Source organism: Sutcliffiella horikoshii (genome assembly GCF_008180725.1).
GTDB lineage: Bacteria > Bacillota > Bacilli > Bacillales > Bacillaceae_I > Sutcliffiella_A > Sutcliffiella_A horikoshii_B.
Genome location: NZ_VTEV01000008.1, coordinates 87,056 through 113,674 on the forward strand (window position 1 = coordinate 87,056; position 26,619 = coordinate 113,674).

General features: G+C 37.2%; 27 protein-coding genes and 2 riboswitches. Of the genes, 17 read left to right on the top strand and 10 right to left on the bottom strand.

Annotation, left to right across the window (positions count from 1 at the left end):
• Positions 1-335: 335 nt before the first annotated feature.
• Both FZC76_RS18485 and FZC76_RS18490 read right to left on the bottom strand, forming a co-directional pair.
• On the bottom strand, positions 336-1,523 hold the full coding sequence (locus FZC76_RS18485; protein ID WP_148989650.1) for a chromate transporter: 1,188 nt from the start codon (positions 1,521-1,523) through the stop codon (positions 336-338).
• Complete coding sequence (locus FZC76_RS18490) at positions 1,510-1,839, bottom strand: PadR family transcriptional regulator (RefSeq protein WP_148989651.1); 330 nt, start codon at positions 1,837-1,839, stop codon at positions 1,510-1,512. Before FZC76_RS18490 ends, FZC76_RS18485 begins: the two co-directional genes overlap by 14 nt.
• 508 nt (positions 1,840-2,347) lie before the next feature.
• On the opposite strand from FZC76_RS18490, the gene FZC76_RS18495 reads away from it, so the two are divergent.
• From FZC76_RS18495 to FZC76_RS18510, 4 genes are all read left to right on the top strand, one after another.
• Positions 2,348-2,785 carry a DUF6376 family protein gene (locus tag FZC76_RS18495; RefSeq protein ID WP_148989652.1) on the top strand — a complete coding sequence of 146 codons (438 nt, stop codon included), beginning with the start codon at positions 2,348-2,350 and terminating at the stop codon, positions 2,783-2,785.
• A 27-nt stretch (positions 2,786-2,812) separates the two neighbouring features.
• Positions 2,813-3,454 carry a protein kinase family protein gene (locus FZC76_RS18500; RefSeq protein ID WP_148989653.1) on the top strand — a complete coding sequence of 214 codons (642 nt, stop codon included), beginning with the start codon at positions 2,813-2,815 and terminating at the stop codon, positions 3,452-3,454.
• A gap of 306 nt (positions 3,455-3,760) precedes the next feature.
• Complete coding sequence (locus tag FZC76_RS18505; RefSeq protein ID WP_148989654.1) at positions 3,761-4,003, top strand: hypothetical protein; 243 nt, start codon at positions 3,761-3,763, stop codon at positions 4,001-4,003.
• 2 nt (positions 4,004-4,005) lie between these two features.
• Positions 4,006-5,961, top strand: coding sequence for an insertion element protein (locus tag FZC76_RS18510; protein WP_148989655.1), 1,956 nt, complete (start codon positions 4,006-4,008; stop codon positions 5,959-5,961).
• Between the two features lie 128 nt (positions 5,962-6,089).
• Here FZC76_RS18510 and FZC76_RS18515 read toward each other — a convergent pair whose 3' ends face one another.
• Positions 6,090-6,974: an alpha/beta hydrolase family protein gene (locus tag FZC76_RS18515; protein WP_148989656.1), complete on the bottom strand. Its 885-nt coding sequence runs from the start codon at positions 6,972-6,974 to the stop codon at positions 6,090-6,092.
• Between the two features lie 240 nt (positions 6,975-7,214).
• Between FZC76_RS18515 and FZC76_RS18520 the strand changes: the two genes are divergently transcribed.
• The 6 genes from FZC76_RS18520 to FZC76_RS18540 all read left to right on the top strand — a co-directional run bounded on the left by FZC76_RS18520 (position 7,215) and on the right by FZC76_RS18540 (position 11,776).
• Positions 7,215-7,736, top strand: a complete 522-nt coding sequence (locus FZC76_RS18520; protein WP_148989657.1) for a hypothetical protein — start codon at positions 7,215-7,217, stop codon at positions 7,734-7,736.
• Positions 7,737-8,043: 307 nt separating this feature from the next.
• Positions 8,044-8,568 (top strand): RNA polymerase sigma factor, encoded by a 525-nt coding sequence (locus tag FZC76_RS18525; RefSeq protein ID WP_148989658.1) that lies wholly within the window; start codon positions 8,044-8,046, stop codon positions 8,566-8,568.
• Positions 8,561-9,799 carry a DUF4825 domain-containing protein gene (locus FZC76_RS18530; RefSeq protein WP_148989659.1) on the top strand — a complete coding sequence of 413 codons (1,239 nt, stop codon included), beginning with the start codon at positions 8,561-8,563 and terminating at the stop codon, positions 9,797-9,799. The genes FZC76_RS18525 and FZC76_RS18530 overlap by 8 nt, the downstream gene beginning before the upstream one ends.
• Positions 9,800-9,983: 184 nt before the next feature.
• The gene (locus FZC76_RS23240) at positions 9,984-10,133 is read left to right on the top strand and encodes a hypothetical protein (protein WP_187442146.1); all 150 of its coding nucleotides are present in this window, start codon (positions 9,984-9,986) and stop codon (positions 10,131-10,133) included.
• Positions 10,134-10,522: 389 nt separating this feature from the next.
• Positions 10,523-11,158 carry an FMN-dependent NADH-azoreductase gene (locus FZC76_RS18535; protein ID WP_148989660.1) on the top strand — a complete coding sequence of 212 codons (636 nt, stop codon included), beginning with the start codon at positions 10,523-10,525 and terminating at the stop codon, positions 11,156-11,158.
• A gap of 144 nt (positions 11,159-11,302) precedes the next feature.
• Positions 11,303-11,776 carry a hypothetical protein gene (locus FZC76_RS18540; RefSeq protein WP_148989661.1) on the top strand — a complete coding sequence of 158 codons (474 nt, stop codon included), beginning with the start codon at positions 11,303-11,305 and terminating at the stop codon, positions 11,774-11,776.
• Positions 11,777-12,008: 232 nt separating this feature from the next.
• Here the strand turns inward: FZC76_RS18540 and FZC76_RS18545 are convergent, their stop codons facing one another.
• Entirely contained in the window at positions 12,009-13,331 is a 1,323-nt protein-coding gene (locus FZC76_RS18545; RefSeq protein WP_148989662.1) for a TrkH family potassium uptake protein, read from the bottom strand.
• A gap of 2 nt (positions 13,332-13,333) precedes the next feature.
• A complete protein-coding gene (locus FZC76_RS18550; protein ID WP_148989663.1) occupies positions 13,334-13,990 on the bottom strand; it encodes a potassium channel family protein in 657 nt (218 codons plus the stop codon).
• A gap of 273 nt (positions 13,991-14,263) precedes the next feature.
• Positions 14,264-14,413, bottom strand: a riboswitch (cyclic di-AMP (ydaO/yuaA leader).
• A 416-nt stretch (positions 14,414-14,829) separates the two neighbouring features.
• On the opposite strand from FZC76_RS18550, the gene FZC76_RS18555 reads away from it, so the two are divergent.
• Positions 14,830-15,405, top strand: a complete 576-nt coding sequence (locus tag FZC76_RS18555) for a TVP38/TMEM64 family protein (RefSeq protein ID WP_148989664.1) — start codon at positions 14,830-14,832, stop codon at positions 15,403-15,405.
• Positions 15,406-15,461: 56 nt separating this feature from the next.
• On the opposite strand, the gene FZC76_RS18560 is transcribed toward FZC76_RS18555, so the two are convergent.
• Complete coding sequence (locus FZC76_RS18560) at positions 15,462-15,827, bottom strand: hypothetical protein (RefSeq protein ID WP_148989665.1); 366 nt, start codon at positions 15,825-15,827, stop codon at positions 15,462-15,464.
• Between the two features lie 149 nt (positions 15,828-15,976).
• On the opposite strand from FZC76_RS18560, the gene FZC76_RS18565 reads away from it, so the two are divergent.
• The 5 genes from FZC76_RS18565 to FZC76_RS18585 all read left to right on the top strand — a co-directional run bounded on the left by FZC76_RS18565 (position 15,977) and on the right by FZC76_RS18585 (position 21,662).
• Positions 15,977-16,708, top strand: coding sequence for a DUF3784 domain-containing protein (locus FZC76_RS18565; RefSeq protein WP_148989666.1), 732 nt, complete (start codon positions 15,977-15,979; stop codon positions 16,706-16,708).
• Positions 16,709-16,746: 38 nt separating this feature from the next.
• Complete coding sequence (locus FZC76_RS18570) at positions 16,747-17,700, top strand: calcium/sodium antiporter (RefSeq protein ID WP_148989667.1); 954 nt, start codon at positions 16,747-16,749, stop codon at positions 17,698-17,700.
• A 12-nt stretch (positions 17,701-17,712) separates the two neighbouring features.
• A complete protein-coding gene (locus FZC76_RS18575; protein WP_148989668.1) occupies positions 17,713-18,525 on the top strand; it encodes an undecaprenyl-diphosphate phosphatase in 813 nt (270 codons plus the stop codon).
• A 1,040-nt stretch (positions 18,526-19,565) separates the two neighbouring features.
• Positions 19,566-20,114: a tyrosine-type recombinase/integrase gene (locus FZC76_RS18580; protein ID WP_148989669.1), complete on the top strand. Its 549-nt coding sequence runs from the start codon at positions 19,566-19,568 to the stop codon at positions 20,112-20,114.
• Positions 20,115-20,126: 12 nt separating this feature from the next.
• Positions 20,127-21,662, top strand: coding sequence for a potassium/proton antiporter (locus FZC76_RS18585; protein ID WP_148989670.1), 1,536 nt, complete (start codon positions 20,127-20,129; stop codon positions 21,660-21,662).
• Positions 21,663-21,698: 36 nt separating this feature from the next.
• Here the strand turns inward: FZC76_RS18585 and FZC76_RS18590 are convergent, their stop codons facing one another.
• From FZC76_RS18590 to FZC76_RS18605, 4 genes are all read right to left on the bottom strand, one after another.
• The gene (locus FZC76_RS18590) at positions 21,699-22,253 is read right to left on the bottom strand and encodes a CBO0543 family protein (protein ID WP_148989671.1); all 555 of its coding nucleotides are present in this window, start codon (positions 22,251-22,253) and stop codon (positions 21,699-21,701) included.
• Between the two features lie 121 nt (positions 22,254-22,374).
• On the bottom strand, positions 22,375-23,904 hold the full coding sequence (locus FZC76_RS18595; RefSeq protein WP_148989672.1) for an NCS2 family permease: 1,530 nt from the start codon (positions 23,902-23,904) through the stop codon (positions 22,375-22,377).
• An 18-nt stretch (positions 23,905-23,922) separates the two neighbouring features.
• Entirely contained in the window at positions 23,923-24,516 is a 594-nt protein-coding gene (locus FZC76_RS18600; RefSeq protein WP_148989673.1) for a xanthine phosphoribosyltransferase, read from the bottom strand.
• A 118-nt stretch (positions 24,517-24,634) separates the two neighbouring features.
• Positions 24,635-24,736, bottom strand: a riboswitch (purine riboswitch).
• Positions 24,737-24,880: 144 nt separating this feature from the next.
• The gene (locus FZC76_RS18605) at positions 24,881-25,315 is read right to left on the bottom strand and encodes a hypothetical protein (RefSeq protein WP_148989674.1); all 435 of its coding nucleotides are present in this window, start codon (positions 25,313-25,315) and stop codon (positions 24,881-24,883) included.
• Positions 25,316-25,533: 218 nt separating this feature from the next.
• Here FZC76_RS18605 and FZC76_RS18610 point away from each other — a divergent pair, with 218 nt between their 5' ends.
• The gene (locus FZC76_RS18610; RefSeq protein WP_148989675.1) at positions 25,534-26,526 is read left to right on the top strand and encodes a hypothetical protein; all 993 of its coding nucleotides are present in this window, start codon (positions 25,534-25,536) and stop codon (positions 26,524-26,526) included.
• The last annotated feature ends 93 nt before the right edge of the window (positions 26,527-26,619 follow it).

Genomic DNA, 26,619 nt, shown 5'->3' on the forward strand with positions numbered 1-26,619 from the left:
TGACGCCCGGAAGAGGTGAAAACCCGTGAACATTGTCCTCATAGGGAAGCAATGACGCCCGGAGGAGGTGAAAACTCGAGAACATTGTCCTCATAGGGAAGCAATGACGCCCGGAGAAGGTGAAAACTCGAGAACATTGTCCTCATAGGGAAGCAATGACGCCCGGAGAAGGTGAAAACTCGAGAACATTGTCCTCATAGGGAAGCAATGACGCCCAGAGTAAGTAAAATTCCGTAAACATTGTCCTCATACGAGAGCAAAGAAGCCCGCTAGTAGTGAAATCCCCCAAACATTGTGCTCATAGGCAAAACTCCATGCATCTCACATTCCATTAATCAAAGCAACAATCCCATCAATGTTCCTCCAATGGCACCTGTTAATACAATCATCCAAGGTGGAAGCTTCCAATAGACAAGCATGCTGAACAAAATAGCTGCAAAAGCAAAATCAATGGGAGCTAAAATCGAGCTAGTCCAAATGGGAAAGTAGAAAGCAGAAATCAAAATTCCAACAACTGCAGCATTTACTCCCATTAATGCAGCTTTCACTTTGGAATTACGACGCAAGGAATCCCAAAATGGCAATGTACCAAGAATCAATAGGAAGGCAGGAAGGAAGATAGCGAATGTTGCTAACAGTCCACCCTTCCAGCCATCAATGACTGCACCGATATAAGCGGCGAATGTAAATAACGGACCAGGGACTGCCTGCGCAGCACCATACCCAGCAAGAAATGCTTCTTCACTAATCCAACCAGTTGGAACAAATTCGCGCTCTAGTAAAGGAAGAACAACATGCCCTCCACCGAATACTAAGGATCCAGATCGGTAGAAGCTATCAAACAGTGCCACCCAATTCAAAGAAGTAGGTTCTCTTAAAATAGGTAACAAAATTAGGAGACCGAAGAATAGAGTTAAACAAATTACTGCTAAACGCTTGGAGATTGGAAACTCCATACGAGAGTCGTCCGCAGTGATATGTTGTTTAAATAAGAAAAAACCAATGACAGCTGCAACAAGTATTACTCCAACTTGGGAGAATGCGGTTTGCCACAATAAAGTAATTACTAGTGCAAATAATGCAATTGCTTTTCTTTTTAAATCTGGCGTCAAATTGTTTGCCATCCCTAAAATGGCATGAGCGACAACAGCTACCGCGACAATCTTCAATCCATGAATCCATCCGGCATTACCTACGTCAAACCCCTGCAGGATGATAGCGAATATAATTAATGCTAAGACTGATGGTAACGTGAATCCTAAAAAGGAAACAATGCCACCAAATACTCCTGCACGCATCACGCCAATTCCTATTCCAACCTGACTGCTCGCAGGACCAGGCAAGAATTGACATAAGGCTACAAGGTCAGCATAACTTTTTTCATCTAACCATTTTCTACGGCGTACATATTCATTATGGAAGTAACCGAGATGGGCTACTGGTCCACCGAAAGAAGTAAGACCTAGTCTTGTTGATACAATTAAGATTTCTAATAATGATATTAATTTGTTAGGTTTCTTCATGTTGATCACCTTCTTTAATTTCTTTAAAAAGCTCATAAGCTTTGTTTCTTGCTTCCTTTAGAATCAGATTTCCTTTTTCTGTAGTGGTATAGTTTTTTCGGATTTTTCCCTCTACATTTAGGTCCTCCCTATGTAAAAGGCCGTCCTTTTCCATTGTGTGCAAGATAGGATACAATGTTCCAGCACTTATGGAGTATCCATGTTCCCTTAACTCTTCTAGCATCCAGGCACCATATACTGGATGTTCTTTTGCGTGATGAAGAATATGGATTTGAATAAAACCGAGGAACAATTTTCTAAGTACTCTTTCTTCCAAATGACGTCCTCCTTTATGAAAAGATGGATTTAGTTTACGAAACACGATATCGATTTTCGATATTAATATATCACACTTTTTATTATGCCCCAATATTTAATGTGAAATTTTACAAACCATTTACAAACTCTATGTAAAGTTGACGTTTTCAGCCTAATCGGCTAGAATAAACATAATATAATCACGTTTATCCCAAAGGGGAGTAGCTTTTTCAGCAAAGTCGTCATTACGGGACATGATGTCCTCGGCTTTGTTGGCAACAATGCGTTGTTAGCGAGACCTTTGTCAGCTTCATTAATCTGGCAAAGGTCTGTTGTATAGAGGGACCTTTCGCCATTATGGTGAAGGGTCTTTTTCATTGGGATAAAATTTGGGAGGTCACAACAATGATTAAAAAACTCTTTAAAGCATTTATTTTGAAAGAAGGCGCAAAGATTGCGAAAAAGAAGGTCTTGCCAGTGGTAATGAAAGAAGTAAAAAAACGAATGAAGAAATAGGAGGGATTTATATGCGTAAAGTTATCATTACATTTGCATTGTTATCATCTATTCTATTAAGCGGTTGTTCTGTTTTGGAAGAAGTTAATAGTTCATTGGAATATGTCAACGAAGCAACGGAGCATATTAATACTTGGAAGGACTTTGGAGAGGAAGCACCTCAAATGATCCAAGATGCAGCTACAGATGTCAATGCAAAGGAAGAATTGGAAACGAGACTAAATGAAATGCTTGTTGAAATAGATGAATTTAATAACACCGAGGCTCCAGCTATCGCAGAAAGTGTTCATCAACAGATTGTAGATAAAAATCAAGAACTTAAAAATGTAATCGAAAACGCTATGGTAGATGGGGAAGTGGCACTTGAGAAACTGCAAGATTCCGAGCTTTACACCTTAATTAATGAAGTGACAACAATGATGAACCTCTTGGAGGAATTAGGGTCTTAATGTATCTAGGAGAGTAGGGGATGCCAGATGAGGGGAACTACAGAAATTGACATTTCTTATCAGCAACTTGCAGATTCTGTTGTTTTTAAGCGAACTCCTAAAAATGTTGTAGTTGATTCTTTCAACGATCAGCAGCTGACTATAGCCGGTTCTGGTAGAAGTGCATATGTTTTTAAGCTTAAGAATGCAGAAAAAGTGCTAAAAGTGTTCTACCCTCCTTTTGAACATTTAGCTAAAAGAGAAGCGAAAATATACGATAAGCTAAAGGGAATCCCTTTCTTTCCTGTGATGCATGCCTCAGGGGAGAATTATATAGTCATTGACTTTATAGAAGGATCTACTCTGTTTGAATGCTTGGTAATGGGAAAGCATATCGAGGAGAATGTGTTGAAGGAAGTAGATCATGCCATTTTGTTAGCAAAAAACAGAGGGCTAAATCCATCCGACATCCATCTCCATAACATACTTATTAACCCGGATGGAAAGGTAAAGCTTATTGATGTGGTGCGTTTTGAACAGGATAAACATTGTACTCAATGGAATGATTTAAAGAGAGGGTATTATAAATATTATAAAAAGAGGATATTTCCAAAAAAATTACCTTCTAGGTTATTATTGTTGATTGCCTATTTTTATAAAAGAGACCTTTTAAATAGGTTTGTAACGTAAGTAAGGTTTGTAACGTAAGTAGGGCCGTTCCTGGTGAAATATAACTCGTTCGGTTGAGAGGGAGAAAACAGCTAATTACAACATGATTTGCAATACAAATTGAACACCATTTTGTATTTTAAATTTTTGTTAGTATATATGAATTTAAGACTATTTTTATTAACTTTTGTATGGTTTTTGCACAGTAAATTGCACCCCTAATTGCACTATCGCATAAATTTATGCGGTGGTGTATTTAGGGGTTTATTTTGTGTTGCAATTTGGTATGCTGTTTACTATGCAAATAAATCAAGGGTGTGAGAGATTGTGAAATTCATCGAACCATTATACAAAAATGCTGAAGAAGTGGACTGGCGTATTTCTGAGCGAGTAAGACATTTAATCCATTATTATTCCGAATACACCGAACGGACCGAAGGTGAAATTGTAGATACTTTTTTATTGAATTTGCTTGAAGATGAAAAGTTTCTTGAGTGGATTAAAAGTAAACGTAGTAACAAGAGAATTGCTCAACATCTTGAAATAGAAGACAAAATTGGAGATGAATAACATTGGCCCTTCAAAAACGATTATCAAGTAAAGACGATGTAATTGTTGAAATTATCCCTCCTGTTTCAGAAGAGGAACTCAAAGAACGTCATAATAACTACCACTTAATCCCCCCGAAGAAATTCGCATTTGAATATAGGGGGCATCTCCATCGACCTGTAACTATCCGGTGGAAGGAAAGAACATTTGAGATTCAACTTAATCACTGTATTAACCCCTTTTGCAAGTCGTATTTCCTGCCTCAAAAAAGATACGAAACAAAAGGTAAGCCCAGCCGTTATAAATTAGGTACTCCGTCTAATGGTGACTGGAGTGTTAAACAAATCTATTGTAATACTGTGCCTGACAGTACCGAGGTAGGAATGTCTTTAAATTGTAAATCCTTAGCCCTTTCCAATTGGTCTATTGCAGATGAAATTAGTAGACTCGTCAGAATTAATACACCTCTAGACAATAAGCCACAATACATATTTCATAAGGAAGAATGCCCATTTCAAAAGAATGATCCATTTGTTCATCCCAATACTTTTTATAAACAAGGTCTCAGCAGCACTGGCTCCCAAAGGTATCAGTGCAAATCTTGTAAGAAAAAGACATCATTAACCCCTAAAAGAGAAGAGTCCATAACATACAATCAAAAAAGGCATGATGTGTTGCACCTTTTCGCAAAGCTATTATTGAATAAAACTCCTATTTCTAGGGCTTGTGACATTCTGGATATTGGAAAAGGAACCTATTATGAGAAATTGAAATTCCTTTATAGGAGATGTTTAGAGTTTTTAGAGAGGCATGAAACCAATAAACTTTCAAAGACGAAATTTAGTGAAATTTGGTTGAGTACAGATCAGATGCTTTATTATTTAAGTAATGAACGAAAAAAAGGGATGGGAAGTAAAAACTTCGATGATTTAGATGAATTGAACTTCCAAACAAGGATCATCATCACCTCTGATGCAAACTCCAGATATGTATTCAGAAGTGATATCGCTTATGACTGGGATATTAACTTTTCTGATATCGAAGAGGATACCAAATTTTTTAAATCTGACCATTTAAACGATTTGATGAAAAGATACGCTAGAATTATTAAATTTAAGCACTTCCCGCAACCTCCAACACAAAATGATACACAATCAAAATCTGAGTACAATTCCCTCTTACGGAAGGTAAAACAAAGAGAAAAATACAAACACGGATTACATGTTAGTCCAACTTATACTGCTATTGCTCATTTCTGGCTTATTAAGCACCTTTTAAATGTTTCTGAATGGCGATTTGTTACAGATCAAGATAAATCACTTATGTCCGCGATTTATCGGGTGTTTGGGAAAGAGATACGATTAAGTGATGCTCATCATTTTCTGTGCCAAACAGACAAAGCCAAATCTAGGACACAATCTACAAGAGAATATCAACAAGCACTAGCAGATTTGCAAAATTGGGGAATCGAGAAAGGATACGAGCAGGAAAGTGCAAAACAGTTAGCGATATTGCAACTAGAAGAACTTTTTAGAACACATAAGTTTCATGAAGTAAAACATACTTCTAAAGGCTCCTTTAACACTTATGCCGACAATCCAATAGAACACCCTTTAGCCTCTCCAGACCGGGGGTACCGTTGGATAGATTGCACTACAGACCTTTCATCATTAGAACCCTTGAACATTGCCAAATTAGCGGTAAATGTTTCGGATCAGTCTACAGATGCTTTCATTCAGCTTATTCGAAGACGGTTATCTCCTTTAGAAAGGCCAATTCACTCTGCCAAAGCTGATAAGAAGAATTATATGTATTCAAACAGCAACCCTGAATATGCTCAAATGGCAGTAACGATATTACGTACCTACTATAATTTTTGTTTTCCGATAAAAACAAAGAGTGGTAAAAAGACACCTGCACAAAGGTTGGGTATAACTGATAAGCAGTTTGATTTAAAAGATATCATTTACCTTAGATGACCTTCTTTCCACACAACAGACCCGGTTCTCTTTTCTGAGAAAAAATCATCAATATCTGAAAAAAAAATAGTGCAAATATCAATTTTCAGCATCTAAAAAAGCAACCATCATGGTTGCTTTTTTATAGATTAATGTAAGTGATGATCAAACCAAGCAAAAATTTCTTTATGAGACTCTTCAAAATGTGTATTTAATAAATGGTCTCCTTCTTCATACTCAACAAATTTGAACTCTTTATTTTCTTCTTCTAATCTATTCGCTAATTCTCTCGCCTGAGAAACAGGAACTTTCGTATCATTTTCTCCGTGAAGTATTAAAGTAGGTACATTTAATTTTTCTGCCCAAAAAATAGCCGACCTTTTTTTAAATTCTTCTTCGTTTGTTTCTGGATTTCCCACTAACTTATTCAACATAGGTTTAATTCCATCATTTCTAAACTCGTAAAAGTCAAACAAATCTGTTATACCACCTATAACCGCAATTGCTTTTATATTTGCATTATTTTTATTGCTCAAATAAGCCATCATTCCACCTCGTGATACTCCTAACATAGCTACTTTCGAAGCATCCGTGTATTCAAGTTCTTCAGCAACATGTAAAAGATTTAATATGTCATTTACATCACTTCCTCCAAACTCATCCGTGCCCTCACTGCCATTACTACCTCTATATTGGGAAGCCAAAACAACATATCCTTGATTAGCCCAATTAGACAAGTAACCCAACGTATCAGCAGTAACCATGCCATCATTCTGGTTACCACCGCGATTGAAGATTAGAACAGGCAAACTTGCATCGGTATCCATTTTGGGTTTAAGCATATACCCAACTACTGTATGTTCATCACTTAGATATTCTAACCGTGATACTTCCACTCCGTCCGCAACGTTCCGCACATCAACACTTTCTAATGAAACTATTGGGTTTTGTGTTGTATTCTCCTTACTACATCCTGAAACTAACCCTAAAACAATAATTCCAATTGCACATAATATAAGATTAATTTTTTTCATTAATCCAACCCCCTTGTCCTGTCAAACAACATATATTTTTCTCTTACCATTTTTATCTAAGGTAAATTATATCATTTATTTTTGCTCTTTTTGTAAAGGTTGTTGTATTTAAAATAACAAGGAAAAATTTACTTTTTATGGTATGATATTTACATATGGTTATTCAACAAACGGGCAGGATTGTTGAGGAAACTACAAAAATTAAATTGTATCTTATGTAGAAATTAATTGGGGGTTATTATGAAATTAAAATTATGTTTGTTCAGCTTTATCAGTTTAGTCTTTTTAGTGGCTTGTTCTGAAGAGACTTACGATAAAAATGAGTTAATAGCAACCTTTAAAGGTGTGGATATAAAAGTAAATGATATCCTTACACAGTATCCAATTGAAGACGAGTATATAGAAATTTTCTTGAAAGAAGAAATCGTTATAAATGAAGCTAAGACTATAGGAATTACAGTATCTCAACAAAAGTTGGAAGAACTAAAACAAACCTATTACCCCAGTGGCGAAGGTATTCAGATAGAAGATTTTCATAAGGAACAAGCAGAAATTTTAGGTATCACACCTAAGGAATACTATGAGATGTGGTCTTTAACATATCTTGAAAGAAATGAATATATACAAGAGTATATTAAAACTAAATTTGATGAACCAGCATCCATTGAAGACGGTGAAAAATGGGGAAAAGAGATTGAAGAACATATAAACAAATTATTTACCAATTATATAGATAACAATGATTTAATAATATATATATAAAAATGAGTATAATTTCTTCTTCAATAATCTAGGGCTTTAATTGAATAACGCATAATATAAAAGAGGAGCTGTAATGTCGTTTGCAGCTCCTCTTTTTTTGCATTTTTTCATTCATTTTACCCTTCAAAACCGCTTGCAAAAGGTTGTATGTTTTTAGCTACAAAAAGAACTACATATATGCTTTTTCTCCCTCTCAACCGAACGGGTTATGGTGAAATAGGAAGGGCTCTTTTTTTCGTTTAAACTGCGATAAAATGAAAAATGATTCGTCTAAACAAATAGAGTCTGCAACAAACGGGGGAAAAGGATGTCCAATAAACAAGTCATTTCGGAATGGTTTTATTTATATAGTGATGATATTTATCAATTTCTATTGTACCGATTGCATTCCAAACATCATGATGTTGAGGATTTAGTACAGGAAGTGTTTATACGTGCACTGAACAGTCTGGATCGTTATAAGGGGGAAGCTGCCCCTAAAACATGGCTTTATAGTATTGCAAGAAACATTGCAATTGATGCCCATCGAAAAAATAAGCGCGATAAATGGAAATGGTTGTTACAGTTTGAAAGCGGAACAGTACCTGAGAACACCGAAAAAGCTACACCGGAACACTTATACTTTGTCACAGAAGAGCAGAGGGAATTATTAAACGCGATTAGGAGTCTAAAAGAATCCTATCAGGAAGTACTGATTATGAGGAGTATTAAAGAGTTATCTGTACAAGAAACCGCTGCAGCTATGGGATGGACTGAGAATAAAGTACGCTCCACCCTTCATCGTGCAAAATCGGCCCTGCAAAAAAAGTTGGGAGGGAATGTAGTTGAGTAAAGAATTGGATAAAAAGCTTCAAACATTGCCCAAGCCAAAACTAAATGAAGAAACAAAAGATCAGTTACATCATGCCATTATGAAACATAAGCAGAATACGACGCGTGTAGGATGGTTGCCCAAAGTAAGGTCTGCCGTATTGTTGACCGTCAGTGTCGTAGCTTTAGCATTATTTTCATTTATCCTCTTCACGGGTAGCGAAGGGGAACCTCCAAGATCTTCTGCGCCGGAGGAAGAAAAGAGTTACGAGAATTATATCGCTTATCTAAAATCTATTAAGGTCCATGATCAAATAGATGCTGACCGAGCATATATTGGCAACAACGGTGCACTTGGCAAGTATCACGGTCAAGTTTTGCCTGGCAGTTATTATGCAAATGGAATGGAATTACAGACAACAGAAGAACCGATGGGAATTCACATGTACTATAAGGTGACGGAAGACACTTCTGCTACAGGCTTCGAAAAAGAAGTATTTCATGTGTCCAATCTTCCGTGGACCATCACCTTTAATGCAACAGCTTACTTTACATTTTTCAAAAATGGAGACTATGTTACCTTTGATATTGATTATTATGGTGAAAATAGAAAATATACTTTAACTAGACAGCATATTGAAGACTTATATGAACGTGACGTAAAAGATTTTGTAGATAATCAGGAATTATGGGATGAGGAAGTTATTGAAAAGACACTTCAAAACGAAAATAAGGTACAAGATTTTATGGAGAGAATTAGGGTTGCCAATACAGGATCGAGAGAACCTAAAGATATGGTAACTACTTCTAAAAAGTATGTAGAAGTGGATGGTAAAAGTTATCTTGTCCCATCTGATATGCACTCTCCCCCTGTTAAGGGAGAAGTGAAAGAGAATATTTATTCATTTAGCGAAATGCTTTATGAGTTTTACGATAAAGGGTGGGGGGAACAGGTGCATGTTGCCAGAAGCTTTAACATGTGGGAAACCATTAAAGTTAGCGGAGAACTCCAAACTATCGCATATGATGATACAACCAATCAATCGACCCTTAGCTTTGCTCCACAGCAATCGTATAGTATGGTTTTTGACGGGGATCTCACGACTGAATACGAACCTGGGGATGTTTTAATATTTGAATTTCAATTTGTTCCACTAATAGATGAAACATATGAGTTTGTTCAATTGGATTATGATGCAGCACTCGAATCCGGGCAAAAATTAGATATAAGTGAATATTTACTAGGGGAATAATGTAGTATCAAAGAGCAACTGTCTAGGGCAGTTGTTCTTTAATATAAAAAAGCTAAGAAAAGTGGAAACTTCATATCATAACTGGAGGAATTTTCTTTTTGTCCCAAAAACATCTATCTAAACGCAGTATAAAATAGTACAATAGTAGTATAAACTAACCATACAATTGTAGGGGGTGTTGTTGATGGAAGGAAAGCCAAACCATTATGATGGCAGTGTCCAGTCTGATTTGAAAGAAAATGTAGCCGATGCTTTGAATGAGTCATTTGTACTGACTGACGATATGAGAAAACATATCGGCGGTAATCCATATATCCTACATAACGAAGAATAAGAACTTTCTTTAAGACCTATCATGTATTGATGATGGGTCTATTTTTTTGTTTGGCTCTGTTAAAGCATACTGTTGATTTTTGCAGCAACCTAGCTGTTGATGGAGCAATAGGCGAAGACTCCTGAGGGAGATAGCGTTTAGGGGAGACCCCGCAGGTGCTTTTCCGAGGAGGCTCCCCAAACGCCCCTAGGAAAGCGAAGCCTAGTGCGGAAATCAACAGCGGTGTTTAACAGAGACTTTAGTTAAGAGCAAGTTACTTGCAAAAAAGAATTATTTCCTATATTATTATCTCGAATTAATAATAATTTAATTCAAGATAGTTGGTAAGTTATGCCTTTTGGTAGCAAACTAAAATAAACTACTTCAAACAAAGAGAGGAAAGATACAAAATGGCAAAAGTTTTATACATCACGGCACATCCACATGATGACACACAATCTTACAGCATGTCAGTAGGGAAAGCATTTATTGACACTTATAAAGAAGCGAACCCAGGGGATGAAATAGTCCATGTAGATCTATACAAAGAACATATCCCGCATATTGATGCAGATGTATTCAGCGGTTGGGGAAAATTGCAAACAGGTAAAGGATTTGAAGAGCTTTCTGAAGAAGAAAAAGGAAAAGTGAGCCGATTGTCCGAGTTAACGGAACAGTTTATAGGAGCAGATAAATATGTGTTTGTAACACCACTTTGGAACTTCTCCTTTCCACCAGTAATGAAGGCTTATCTTGACTCCGTTGCTGTGGCAGGTAAAACGTTTAAATACACAGCAGAAGGTCCTGTTGGTTTGTTGACGGATAAGAAAGCAATCCATATCCAGGCTCGTGGAGGTATTTATTCAGAAGGTCCTGCTGCAGGCATGGAAATGGGGCATCGTTATTTAACAGTACTTATGCAATTTTTCGGCGTTCCGTCTTTTGAAGGTATCTTTGTGGAAGGTCATGCAGCAATGCCTGATAAAGCTGACGAGATTAAAGCGGACGCCATTGCGCGTGCGAAAGATAAAGCACAAACATTTTAAGTATTTGATGAACCGGGCAGTTGCAAGGCTGCCCGGTAATATATCAACCAACTTTAAGATATCCCCATGTAACTCCGTTCCTTTCCTTCAATCAAGTCAAGTGCTATAATGTACCGAAAGAATCTTACATAACATGGAGGCATTATGCTAACTTTTGAACAAAAACTTGAACTAATACAATCTTTTCCCCAATTAACAAGAAAAGACGTATCTCTTAAACGGGTAAACTTCCAATATGAAGAAAGTCAAAGCGATAAGAAAAACGTAGTCTATCACTTACACCCAAATGGCAACGGATTTGTTTATGCTAAGGGAATCAAAGGCTATAAGACTGACGATAAAGGAATGGTGAATATTCGTGAGTTTAGTGCGGATGAACTGAGCGAACTTATTAATAAATCCATTGAGCTCTTGGGAAGAGAGTATGAAGTAGAAGTAAATACAGAGGAATTTGAAGAAGAGCGTTGGGCAAACGATGAAGGACATTCTTTAAATTTGGTATTGGAAGACGATATGTGGAATGTGTATGCAGGAAAAAATTTAGACGGAACATTTCCTTCTTATAATGAAGCAAAGCAGTATTTAATGGAGGAAGGATTCCGTAAGAGATACTATTAATATTTGATTTAAAAAAGTCATTGATTATAGATGTGGTTCAGTCACCGCTGTTGATTTCGGCAAATGGCTTCGCTTTCTTAGGGGCGGTGCTTGAGCCTCCTCACTCCGTTGCGGGGTCTCAAGCTACCGCTATCTCCCTTAGGAGTCTTCGCCATGTGCTCCAATCAACAGCTATGGTTTTTCTTTACAAAAAATAAAGCTCCCAACGTTTGTTGATGGGAGCTTTTTTACTTTATCCTGTTAGCAAGTCCTCGTTTGGATATCTTACTTTTGCAGGTTTTGGTTTGGCTAGGGAATAGGCCAAAGTCAATGGTCCGAGTTTTCCCAGCAGCATAATGAAAACAATTACGCATTTGCCTATATCCGTTAAATCTCCCGTAATTCCCATCGATAATCCCACAGTACCAAAAGCTGAAATGACTTCAAATAATAATAAAAGAAATTCTGCTTGTTCCGTTATCGTCAGGATGAACAAAGAGAAGAAAATGAATAATATACTGATGGTTGAAATCGCAAGAGCTTTTATCACATAATTTTGGTGAATAGATCGTTTGAAAATGACAATTTCATGCTTGCCTTTTATAAAAGTGTTCACAGCTAAAATGATAATAACAAATGTTGTTAGTTTAATTCCTCCACCTGTTGAAGTACTCCCTGCTCCGATGAACATAAGCAGAAGCGTCCACATAACAGAGGCAGTTTCCATTGCTCCGATGTCTATTGTGTTAAAGCCTGCGGTTCGGGTTGTAACCGCCTGAAAATAAGAAGCCCATATTTTTTCCATTAAGGTGAAATTTCCTAGAGTACTAGGGTTGAAGTATTCCAACACAAAGAATACAAACATAGCAAGTATATTAATACCTAATGTTCCAAACAGCATAATCTTTGTATGCAGGGCAAGCTTACGAAACTCCTTTGTGTACCAGAGATCGGTTAGTACAGTGAATCCAATTCCACCAATGATGAAGAGAAAAGAAATCACAATGTTCACAACAGGGTCTCCAACATATTGCATTAAGCTATCAGACCAAATGGAAAAACCAGCGTTGTTGAATGCGGAAATAGCATGGAAGACACTATAGTAAAAGCCGTCCCACCACCCGTACTCAGGAATCCATCGATAGGACAACAGTAATACTGCTATTCCTTCAATAAGGAAAGAGAAGATAATAATTCTTCGGACCAGTAAGATAATCCCTCCGACAGAGGTTTGATTCAGTGCCTGTTGCAAAATTAATCTTTCTTGAAAACCGATTTTTTTCCCGAGCATGATAAAAATCAGGACTGCAAACGTCATAATACCAATTCCGCCAACTTGAATAAGAGACAAGATGACAATTTGGCCAAATAAGGTGTATGCAGTGCCGGTATCCACAACAGCAAGCCCTGTAACCGTCATTGCAGATGTGGCAGTAAAAAAGGCATCCACTAGTGTAATGGATTCCGTGGTGGAAACCGGTAACATTAATAGTAACGTGCCTAAAAGTCCAAAAAAGATAAAGACTACAATTAATAGCTGCGGTGGACTGAGATTAATAAAAGGACGGCGCCACATTGTTAGATCCCTACATCCTCAAAACGATGAATGTCTTCATTCCGTCCAAGGATGATCAGTAAATCCCCTTCTCGGATAATTTCATCTGCGGGAGGAGAGATAATGATATCTCCGTCTCTTTGTATACCGATAAGCGTACATCCGAACCTAGCACGCAGATCTAAATCTGTCAGGCTTTTATTACTTACTTTTTTCGTCGCGAAAAGCTCGGCGATGCAATGGTTATCAGACAGCTCGATGTAGTCGAAGATTTTATCCGATACAACGTGGTGGGCAACTCTTTTGGCCATATCCCGTTCAGGCTGGATGATCCGATCCACGCCAATCTTCTCTAAAACCTTTTGGTGATATTTATTGGTTGCCTTTACCCACACTTGTTTAATGCCCATCTCCTTTAGAAGCAAGCTTGTAAGTATGCTTGATTCAATGTCATCCCCCATGGATACAATGGCATGATCGAAATTCCGGATTCCCAGAGAATTAAGTGTTGCTTCGTCTGTTGCATTTGCCTGAACGGCATGTGTTGCATATTCGCTAATTTTGTTGATGTTGTCTTCGTTTTTGTCTATAGCGAGGACTTCTACTCCAAGTGTGGAGAATTCTTCCACGATGCTGCCTCCAAAACGACCTAATCCAATGACAACAAATTGCTTTTTCATTATTATTCCTTCTCTCTTGAAAAATGGGGGCGGGTTTAAACTCCATGTTTCCTTTCGTTCCGGGTGTTCGGTTATCCTTTGGGCGGTGCTTGAGCCTCCTTACTACGTTGCGGGGTCTCAAGCTACCGCTATCTCCCTCAGGAGTCTCACACCCTTCACTTCAGTCAACATGGGGTTTACCTACAACTCTAAGTTACATATTCCCGTTCTAGAAACATCAGAAAAAGACCAATCTTTGCAACTCAAAGAATGGTCTCTTTTATAACAATCAGACCCTTCTCTCAATACGCTTACGAGGTTAGCTGTCGGGTTAGAGGATGAGAGTCCTCTTCGTATATGTACGATTCACCCCTAGATATACCGATATTTATCAGGATATCAATATGGTTCCCCCGCTCTGTAAAGATTAAGCAATAGGTTAAAATGTATGAAATGATGATACTAAATTTACTCCCCTTTTTTCGATTCGTCAATAGGGTATTTGTAAAAATTATGTAAAGCGTTTTCAATCTAAAAACTGTGGCGGAAAAATGACCTAAATAAAAAATAAATTAGTAGGCTGAGAGTGAGATGGTACTTTATTACGATAAAATTGCTATAATTATGTAAAGTACTCTAGGAAAGTCGAAACTATTAAAAAATTACTCATTTTGTGTTCATATTCTCATAAAATTTGTATATGGTAGAAATCAGTAGCTATCTTTGACTAAGATCAGGCAGGGGAGGGAGCATCTATACACACTCATAAGATCTGGAGGGTAGTAACCTTCATAGTAGTAGTATGTTCTTTAATATGGGTTGTTCAAACAGAATGGTTTTCCATTTTTAGAAGTGGAGATATGGATCAAATTCAATTGATGCTGGAAGAGGAAATATATTTCTTGCTTTTATTAACCTTCTCATTAATGCTCATTCAAAACCTCTTTACGCTTATACCAATTGTGGGGATAATTGTCATTAATATCGCTTTGTTTGGACTTGTTTGCGGATATATATGGAGTCTTGCTACTAGTTTAATTGGGGCGTTGGTCGCGTTCATCGTCTTTCGTTATTGGTTTCAATCACTCCTCATTAACAAAGTAAAAAAATCGTACTTAGAAAAGCTGGAACAGAATGGAGTTCTGTTTGTTTTATTATTGCGATTGATCCCATTTGTTCCTTCAAGTTTAATTAATATTACAGGTGGAGTAAGTTCCATCAGATTAATGCCCTTTCTGATAGCTACTTTTATAGGAAATGCACTTTATTTATTATTATTAAGTTTTATTGCCAACGGATTGTTATCAGCAGAAATGGAGAGCTATGTGTTTGTTGCATTAGTTGTTGCAATACTGCCGAGCATTTACTTGTACCGATATCTTAAAAAGAAAATTGGTATAGTTGAAAATCAGAAAAAAAAGGTAAGAGGCGGTTAAACAAGAACCGGGCGAATGTAACTATTCGCCCGGTTCTTGTTGTATCCTTATTTAAATTATTCGTTCCGCCTAACCTTTCGTTGATAGAAAATAAAGATGGGTAGAGGGATGATGATCCAACCAAAACTCTTTATCAATGTATTCCAGGCCATTTCCTTGCTTCGCTCTTTTTCTTGAGCGACTACTGTGTTATATTCGGCAAGCAGTTCGTCATCATCAATATTTGGTTCCGAAATGGGTTTGCCTGACTCATCATATTTTGTTTTGTTGACAATTTTCATCTCCTTATATTCGCTATAAGTTTGATAATAGCTAGACGGGGAAACAATATCTGCAATTGCCATGAATGCTGCAACGCTTCCTCCGATGGTCATCATTAAAGTCATGAACAAGATTACATAGTAATAGACTACTCTTATCATACCAATGCTCCTTTCTTTTCAATAATTTAAGACCTTCCTAGGTGACTCATCATGAACTAGAGCTACTAATAAGATATTTCAAAAATGAAACATATAGAATGTAAAATACGTAAGAATAGTAATTAATGAAGGGTTTGGAGGTAAAATAAATGTTTATATTATTTTTTATACAACTGATGGTGGTGCTGGTTTTTTTATTAATTGGATGGGCTATTGTAAAAAAAGAAGCATATGGATTGATATCAAGTTTTCATTCACGTCCTAAAGAAGAGCAAGAAGAATTGCTTCATAATGGCTACCCTCAAAAAACAGGAATGCTGCTAATTTTAACTGCATTCGTCTTACTAATTTTACTTCCGTTAATCTTCACTCCTTTCTCCTACGCTTTAGAAATTCAAATAGGGGTAATGGTTATTATGTTGTTGGGAGGATTCATTTACCTTTCCAAATTTGAGGTTTCTCAAAAGCGAAAAAAAAGTTACATCATTAGTATTTCTGTTGCTGTCGTAACGTTCGGCATTTTATTTGGTGTTTTCTACTTAGGGTTTCAAGAGGCTGAGATGACTTTAAAAGAAAATTCATTTGAAATTAGCGGTGTTTATGGAGATCAGTGGGAATATGAGGAGATCACCAAGGTCGAGTTATTGGAAGAAATGCCTGAGGTACTAATTCGCACAAATGGATATGGAATGCAATCCATCTCTAAAGGACATTTTAAGGTCAAAGGCTTTGGTAGCAGCTTGCTGTTCATTAATAAAGATCATTCTCCCTATTTATTAATAAAAACAGCTGATGATACTATCTTCCTTAACTCAAAAGATGCAGAAAAAACAAAAGATTGGTATCATCAATTAGTAGAGCAGTTAGATAAAGCAGAATAGTATTAATCATATATTTTCCAAGAAAGGAAAGTTAAGTTATGACCTATTTATTGTTAATTGTCGGTTTCGCATTGTTAATCAAAGGAGCGGATTGGTTTGTGGATGGTGCTTCTAGCATTGCCAAGATCCTCCGTATTTCCCCGTTATTGATTGGGTTGACCATTGTAGCATTTGGAACAAGTTCCCCAGAAGCGACAGTAAGTATTCTCGCAGCGTTAGAGGGGAGTGCAGAAGTTTCACTGGGAAATGTTATTGGAAGTAATATCTTCAATATTACTCTTGTAGTAGGACTAACAGCATTATTGAATCCATTAAAAGTAGAGAGTGAGACAATTAGAAAGGAAATACCATTTACCTTATTAGGAAGTGCTGTGCTACTTGTATTAATCAGTGATATTGCCCTTCAAGGATTTTCAGAAAACTTGCTTACTAGAAGTGATGGATTGATATTTCTATTGATTTTCACTGTGTTTATGTATTATATTTTTGAAGTTGCAAGAAACAATCGTGATAAAATTCCTGTGGAAGAAACTTCTGAGAAGCCGACCTGGGGTAAGAATATCTTCCGAACTGTCATTGGACTTGCTGCCATCATATTCGGTGGAGAATTAGTTGTAAGAAATAGTACGGAAATTGCTGTATCATTAGGTATGAGTGAAACGCTTGTAGGATTGACTATCGTAGCAATCGGAACTTCTCTGCCAGAACTTGTTACATCGATTATGGCAGCGATCAAGAAACAAAGTGAAATTGCCCTTGGGAATATCGTAGGAAGTAATATTTTTAATATATTATTCGTATTGGGAACTTCTTCACTAATAACTCCGCTTCCCGTTAACAGCAAAATATTTGTTGATATCGGTCTTTTAGTAGTGTTAACGGTGATTCTCTTGGTATTTTCAAGAACAAATTTCCGGATTGGGAAAATAGAAGGAACCTTTTTGGCTATAGCTTACGTCATATATTTAGTGTTTATTATTATAAGAAATTGAGGTTTAAATGGTATGGAAGAATTTTTGGTTTTATTGAAGTACATATTCCTTGGAATCTTTCAAGGAATTACTGAGCCTATTCCCGTCTCTTCAAGTGGCCATGTAATGATTTTACAAAATCTTATGGGGATGGAATTGGAAGGCTTAACATTTGAAATTGTTGTTAATGCAGCATCCTTGATTGCTATTCTAATTATTTATCGTGAATCAATAGCAAGGCTCTTCTTTGGTGCGTTGAGATTCGTGGCCAAAAAAGACAAAGAAGATAAAGCTGACTTTATGTTTGTCATCTACCTGATCATAGCTACTATCCCAGCAGGAGTGATTGGTGTTGTTTTTGGTGATGTCATATCAGATGCATTAGAAAATATTAAAGTCATCGGTATTACGTTGATTTTGACAGGGATTGCACTTTGGCTAATTCGTAACCTCCGAGGCAGGAAGAATGATGCGGAACTTTCCTTCAAGGACGCTACCATTGTTGGTTTTGCACAGGCAGTTGCCTTGATACCTGGTATAAGTCGTTCGGGAGCAACAATTGTTGCTGCAATGGCTCGTGGAATGAAACAGGAGACAGCATTGAAATTTTCTTTCTTGCTTTTTATCCCTGTTAGTGTGGGGAGTATCCTGTTAGCAATAAAAGATATTTTGGGAATGGATAATGTTAATGAAATTCTTTTACCTTACTCCTTGGCATTTATTGCTTCTCTTATAGCTTCATATTTCTCTTTAAAATGGTTTATGGGAATAATGGCCAGAGGTAATTTAATTTATTTCTCGATCTATTGTTTTATTGTCGGAACGTTAGTAGTGCTCTTTTTATAATGCTTTTTACAAAACATCACTTTCGAGTGGTGTTTTTTTATGTTTAGGAAAATTAAATTGAATGGTGGACTAGTCGTCAAAGGTAATTCTTAATCGTCTGGATGAGGTTGTGAGTGACGAAGAAAAAGGAAGAGGAAGGATATCATGGTCATCATGAAGACCTGTGTGACGAGGAAAAGGTTGTAGAGAGGTCCTCATCGCCGATATGAAGACCTCAGTGACGAGGAAAAGGTTGGAGAGAAGTCCTCATCGCCGATATGAAGACCTGCGTGACGAGGATAAAGTTGAAGAGAGGTCCCCATCGTCAATATGAAGACCTGTGTGACGAGGAAAAGGTTGAAGAGAGGTCCTCATCGTCAATATGAAGACCTGTGTGACGAGAAAAAAGTTGAAGAGAGGTCCTCAACGCCGATATGAAGACCTGTGTGACGAGGATAAAGTTGAAGAGAGGCCCTCATCGCCGATATGAAGACCTCAGTGACGAGGAAAAGGTTGTAGAGAGGTCCTCATCACCGATATGAAGACCTCAATGACGAGGAAAAGGTTGAAGAGAGGTCCTCAACGCCGATATGAAGACCTGCGTGACGAGGATAAAGTTGAAGAGAGGTCCTCATCGTCGATATGAAGACCTGCGTGACGAGGAAAAGGTTGAAGAGAAGTCCTCATTGCCGATATGAAGACCTCAATGACGAGGAAAAGGTTGAAGAGAGGTCCTCATCGCCGATATGAAGACCTCAATGACGAGGAAAAGGTTGGAGAGAAGTCCTCATCGCCGATATGAAGACCTCAGTGATGAGGAAAAGGTTGTAGAGAGGTCCTTATCGTTAATATGCAGCAGACCCTTTTGACCATGAAAATTTTATCAAAATGGTCAAGGAGGAAGCACTAAGGCAAGTCCTGCCAATGTTTCAAAACTTCTTTTAACCCAAAGAAAGGCCGGGCGTTTTTGCCCGGTTTTGATTTTTCTTATTGCATATTATTAAAATGTTACATATATATATGTTATAATGGAGTTATGTAACATTAAGGAGGAGAATCATATGGAATATGTTGAGGCTTTAAAAGATCGCAAATTCATCCTTGAAATTAAAGCATATTTAAAAAACTACTCCTTAAGAGATTACTTGTTTTTTGTAATGGGCATTAATATGGGTCTAAGAATCAGTGAACTTCTACATGTTAAAGTAGAAAATGTGATACAGGATGGAAAAGTTAATGACTATTATCTATTGGAAAATGGGCACATAATTTATTTAAATAAACATGTTAAACAAGCGATAGGGGATTATCTACACAAAAGAAACCTTGAGCCAGAGGATTACCTATTTAAATCCCAAAAGTGTAGCTCACCAATTACAAGGCAACAAGCATATCGCATCATTAATAAAGCAGCGAAAGAAGTAGGTGTTCCTGGTAAAGTGGGTACACATACTTTGCGCAAAACCTTCGGCTACCATGCATATAGAAGCGGTGTTGCTGTTTCTCTTCTCCAAAAACATTTTAACCACACTTCACCTTCTGAAACACTCCGTTATCTGGGAATAGATAAGCGTGAGAAATTATCTGTAAGAATTGATGTCAACTTATAAAGGGGGAATTAGATGGGACAAGGTGCATTTAATGTAGATTATTTTATTTTGCTTACAGCATTTCTTCTAATTGTCGGAGTTATAACAACCAAATTCTCTTCAAAACTGGGTGTTCCAGCCCTTGTATTGTTCATCATTGTTGGGATGATGGCAGGGAGTGATGGACTTGGTTTTATCTATTTTGATAATGTAAAATATGCGCAATTAATTGGTATCTTTGCGCTCGTCATTATCCTATTTGAAGGTGGTTTGCAAACAAAATGGGGGACGGTACGGAAAGTGATTAAGCCATCCTTATCATTAGCCACTTTTGGAGTGATTTTGACTTCTGCACTTGTGGCAGCATCTGCTAAGCTTATCCTCGATGTGTCTTGGTTAGAAGCATTCCTATTTGGAGCTATCGTTGGATCTACAGATGCAGCTGCGGTATTTGCAGTTCTAAAAGGGCAAAACATTAAAGCACGTATGGGAGCAACTCTTGAAGCTGAGTCCGGTACGAATGATCCGATGGCAGTGTTTTTGACATTATCCTTTATTGAATTGCTTACTGCCTCAAATCCTAGCTACATAGGTTTTATCGGAAGCTTCTTTTGGCAGATGGGAATTGGTTTATTATTGGGGTTAGGACTTGGCAAGCTCGCTTCTTATTCCATTAATAAGATAAATCTCGATTCTTCTGGATTATATCCTGTCTTTGCCATGGCATTCGCGCTTTTAACTTATAGTATCGCAGCGCTGATAGGAGCGAGTGGACTATTAGCGGTGTATGTGGCAGCATTGATCATAGGGAACAATGAACTAACCTATCGACAGTCGATTTTCCGCTTCAATGAAGGGTTTGCATGGATGATGCAAATTCTAATGTTTATCATATTGGGACTATTGGTCTTCCCTGGGCAATTGTTCCAGTGGGACATTATGCTTAAAGGCTTGTTATTATCGGTAATTTTAATAGTAGTAGCCAGACCTATAGCGGTATTCCTTTCAACAATAGGAATGAATTTCAGTATCAAAGAAAAAGTGTTTCTATCATGGGCGGGTCTGCGTGGTGCCGTACCAATCGTTCTCGCTACCTTTCCGATGATTGCTGGCATTCCAAATGCTCAACTATTTTTTAATGTCGTATTCTTCGTCGTCTTAACCTCTACTCTAGTTCAAGGATCAACCATTACGATGCTTGCAAAAAAACTAGATTTAACAGGACCTAAGAAAATTGCACCTATTCATTCTTTAGAGTTGGTTTCCATCGGTAAAGCAAATGCGGAGATTATTGAGTTCCAAGTGGAAAAGGATCTCGATTTGGTCGGAAAGACACTTGCTGAACTGGAATTTCCAGATAAAACGCTTATCAATGCCATCATTAGAGCGGGAAACCTTGTGACCCCATCAGGTGATACGGTTATTAGAGATAAGGATTTCATGTATATTCTTACAGCTAGACAAAGTAAACTTGCTTTAGAAGATTTCCTCAAAAAGAAGAAAGCAGTCGAAACAGATGCAGAGAAGGAAGAGTTAAGCGAAAAAGAAGAAGTAAAAGAAACCGTTTAAAAACTAGGATAGCCTAATGGTTATCCTAGTTTTTATTTAGTCTATATTTAAAATGGATCGACAAATTTCTTCGGTAATTACTTTTAAAATGTAAGCAATCAAGATATATAACGGAACGGAAATATAAAAACTCCAGTGAAAAGGGATGTATAGTCCCAGTTTTTCAGCGACTGGTTCTGCTATGAAAGATGCTCCAACTGCCAAAGCGATGTTTGCATATAAAAATCCCTTCCCATTTTGAAAGTATTGATAAAGGAGCATATACGTAATGGGGATGAGACAATAATCAAATATATACGACTTAGGTAAAAAGGGACTTAGATTGTATGTGTATCCCCATAACCCAAGCTCATAACCCAAGCCATCCAGGTTAGAGGCTACAATAATCCAAAACAGTCCATATATGGTGATTCTGGGGAGATGCTTAGATTTTTTTAGTTTCCAGAATAATGTCCATAAAATAATAAAGATAGCAACCATCGTCCACCATCGCCAAGAGAACACTACATGTTCAAGCCAGAAATTCACATGGGCTTGGACTGAAGATTGATTTTTATTAAAGATTTCTATGTACTGTTGCTTGATAGACATAAATAAGCCTACTCTCAAAGTAAAGGATAAAGATAGTTTTTCTATTTAAATAAAAATGATACACGAAGTACTAAAATGAACAAGAACCGGGAATAGTTCCCGGTTCTTGTTACACTTTCACTTATGACGCTACTTTCTGATTAACGGAAATTTTGTTCTGAGCATTTGTTACCATGCTTGAAGAACGTTGGTACGAACAATAAACAAGAAATACTGCAATTAACACATAACCTATAGCAAAATCCGGTGCTGCGTTCAAAGCAAGCTTTGGTGCATGCATGAACCCGACGAAAGATAAGAAGGCACCAATCAAAGCGAAATAGGAGGCGCGACGGTAATTTTGATCAATAATATAGACGGTAATAGCACCGAGCACAATCGCAGTAAACATGGCTCCTTGGCCAAGAGGAACAATACCTTCTGAAATACCGGAAACAACTTCACCTGCACTGTTATTAAAACGTGTCATTACATAATTAGCGAAATAAGGAAGCATGGCTATTGCAACTGCTGGAAAATATTTTTTGTCATTGGATCCAAAAGCTGTTGCCACCATGGAAATTCCGACAAATACTAGTATTGGTGCTACTGCAGCAAGCGGTATAATCGCTGCAAGGGCGGCAATAACTCCTGTCATGGCAGCAAGGCCGAAGACAATTGCATTCAGTATGCTATATCCTCTACCTGCACCCATCCATTTAGAACCTACTGTTGCAATGTAAACAGTAGTAGGGAAGAGTCCGCCAAAAATAGCCCCAAGCATTGTTCCAACTCCATCCACAGCTTGACATTCACGAACATCATAAGAATCTCCCTCTGCTGCCATAGCATCCACGTTATTCATCGTTTCAATGGCATTGTATAACGTAATAGGGAGGATGATTGCTAATAGACCAATAAGTGCCCCAAACAGATAGGTCATCCCCTCAAAAGCCGCAAAAGATGGCAATATTGGATAAAATCCAATGTTATTTAATCCATCTGCTATTTGAGATGGAGATTGATAGCCTAATGTGAAAGCTAGAACAGTACCTATAATAACAGCAAACAGGGAAGCAGGGATTCTGAAAGGCATGACCATTTTTCCTACAACCCCAGCAATAATAATTACTAAAGCAACTAACCCTACAACCGGGATGGAGAAAGTATTGAAAAGCATCTCCCCTGCAATAAAGGTAAGGGCAACACCAGCTAAAGCTCCAAGCATAGCAGCACGTGGCAAATGATTTCTTACCCAGTTTCCTGTAAAGCTTACTAGAGTCTCGATTAACCCGCTTAAAAACGCAGCAGCTACAGCAATTTTCCACGCAAGTTCGGGGTTACCTGTTAGGGCATTAGCAGGAGCTAATACTCCAAATAGAAAAACGAACATAACCGGGGTACTTATCCCATAAGAGAGGGCGGTCACATCTGTCCTTCCCTCTTTTTGTGCAAGGCGCTTAGCCATGAATGCATAGTATAGATTCCCGACCATAACAGCAACTGCCGCACCAGGGATAACTTTACCAAATACGATGCTTGTAGGAAAACCCATACCAAGCATGGTTACGGCAATGATGACGAAATTTGCCAAGTTGTTTTGAAAAAGGGCGAAGAATGCATCTGTATCTTCTTTTTTATACCATGGATAATGTATTGTAGTAGTTTTCATAGGATGACCTCCATAAGGTTAGTTGGTGACGCTAATAGGTTCTTCTACAAATGTTATTTGTTCGTCTTGTAGCGATTTGATTCTAGCTAGTGATTCTACACGATATCCTTTGTCCTCTAGAATCTGTCGTCCTGGTTGGAAAGTTTTTTCAATGACAATACCGATACCTGCTACAGACGCACCTGCTTGTTTTACAACATCAATCAATCCTTGTGCTGCCTGCCCATTTGCCAGGAAGTCATCAATAATTAGTACTCTATCGTTTTCAGCTAAGAATTCCTTTGCCACTGTGATTTCACTTGTTTCTTGTTTGGTAAAAGAGAAAACTTCGCTAGTATAAACATTATCTTTCAAGGTCAGTGATTTCTTTTTTCTTGCAAAAATTAGGGGAACTCCAAGTGTATGAGCAGCGAAAAAACTTGGTGCAATTCCTGAAGACTCAATGGTTATCACTTTATTAATGTTTGAATCAGAAAATCGTTCTGCAAATTCCTTTCCTATCTCAATCATTAAATCAGTGTCGATTTGATGATTTAAGAAAGTATTAACTTTTAACACGCCGTTAGGTAAAACCGTCCCTTTTTCAAGAATGGTTTGTTGTAGAAGTTTCATGTAAGTTCCTCCTTGAAAATAAAAAATCCCGAAAGTTGTAAGCGTCACAAGATCTACAAGTGACCACTTTTAACTTTCAGGAATGCAAATAATTGACTCAGGTTAAACCTAAGTATTGGAAAATTAAAGTATCACTCATAGTCAAGCCATTTACGGTAGCTTGGTAGAAACTTGTAGGCCATATTCCCACTATTATACGAGTTATTTATTATATTGTTTGGTTTATGAAGTGATTATAAAGGAAAAAGTTCGCTTTGAAAAGGTTTTTTGTAGAAAAACACGAATGAAAATAAAAAAAAGTAAATGTAAATTCGGCAATAGTAAAATAACCAGGTTTATATACCCGGTTATTTTAGTGAACTAGCTATGATTTTTTAATTGTCTCTTTCATCTTTTTCATTTCCGTGTAGATATCTTCTTTCTTTACATTTAACTCTTTCGCAATGTCCTTGAAGGATTGGCCATTTTCTTTCTTTGTCAAAATTTCTTTTAGATCCACTTTACCTAGTTTGGAAAGGATGGATGCTTTTACCAATGTGTGCAATTCCGCTCCGTTTTGAAGAAGCTTTTCAATTTCCGGCTGTTCTTTGTTTAAATAGTCAGAAAGGTAAGGAATCACTTTATCCTTGTTTTGTTCTAAGTATTCATTATATTTTTTCCAATGTCGATAGTGATCATTTCTGTATTCATTATGATGTCCGTGCGTTTCCTCAGGAGAAGCGATTACATTTGGAACAAAAATTGTGGATGCTGAAAATAGCAACAAGGATAAGATAGATAAACTAAATAGTCTTTGCATCTTTTTTCCTCCTTTATATATGTTTATTTTAATTTCTCCCCAAAAAAGAAAAATATTCCATTATAGATGATTATGAAAGTGGTCAACTGAAATTAGGAATGATTGAACAAAAACCAAATTTACTTTCCCAATAGTCTTTCATCACCGTTTACCTTAAAATGGAATTAGGGCTTTGGAACTATATTTTGTTTGCAGTAATGGAACAGGAGGTAAAGATTTTGAAGAGAATTCTCTTGCTCATTTCATTGGCAAGTATGGTAGTGATCATTGCTTATTCGATCTATGAATATACCCGTTTTACCATATTAAATTCTGAAAGAGGCATCACTGATTTTATCCAAGTACATTTGGGGGAGCCGGATAAAACACCCTTGCTATTGGAAACGTATCCGATTAAACATACAAAAAAAGTGGTTGCTACATTTGAACATAATGAAAATAAATTAGGAGCAGTCATTTTTCAAAAAGGTTTTTATGGGAAATTGAAACCTGAAAAAATAATGCTCGATCGTTCCTTTTATTCGGAAATTATAGATACGAAGAAAGGAACATGTATCCTGTTCATTGGAGAAAATAAACAAACTGCCATACAGACCATCGTAACGGATATCGTTAGCAGTGGGGAAAGAGTAAAGTTAGCTGTACCCCCACAAAAATATTTTTCCCAGATTAAGAAAATGGAAGATATCATAAAAATTGATACTGAACCTAACTACATTTACCGAACACTGAAAGAAGCTATTTCAGGTGCCGCTGATAATATGGAGGGGATGGAGTTGATGTTTGTGGACGAAGAGCATCAATCCTTTCTGATTTATTCTGAAGAGGATTCTGTATTAAAAACGGTTCTAGGTGTTTATGATTATAATGATCATGGCTTTGAAGTAACTGGTTTGGAGAAACCCAACTTCTATACGATGAAAGAAGAAAAAGACTTCTGCTTTGAAGAAAAAAAAGTGAACGTAGACAAGATTGAGCATACATATATTCATGGGTTGGTACCACAACATGAAGATGTACAAAAAGTGGTGCTTGAAGTACAAAGGAAAGAGGAAGTAGTTTACCAAATTTCAAGCGATGTCGTCGCCAACCAATTTCTCCTGCATATATCTACACCAGAGCTTCTAGAAGCGGATGCAAAGGTCATAAAGAAATTTCATTTTTATAATAAAGAAGGAAAGTATATACGAACAGAATTAAAAGCTGGCTGAATCGCTGGCTTTTATTTATCATTTATTCTTATGTAGGAATTGTGTTGGTGATTGGTGAATTAGAGGGGATTTACATATAAAGGGGAGAACATT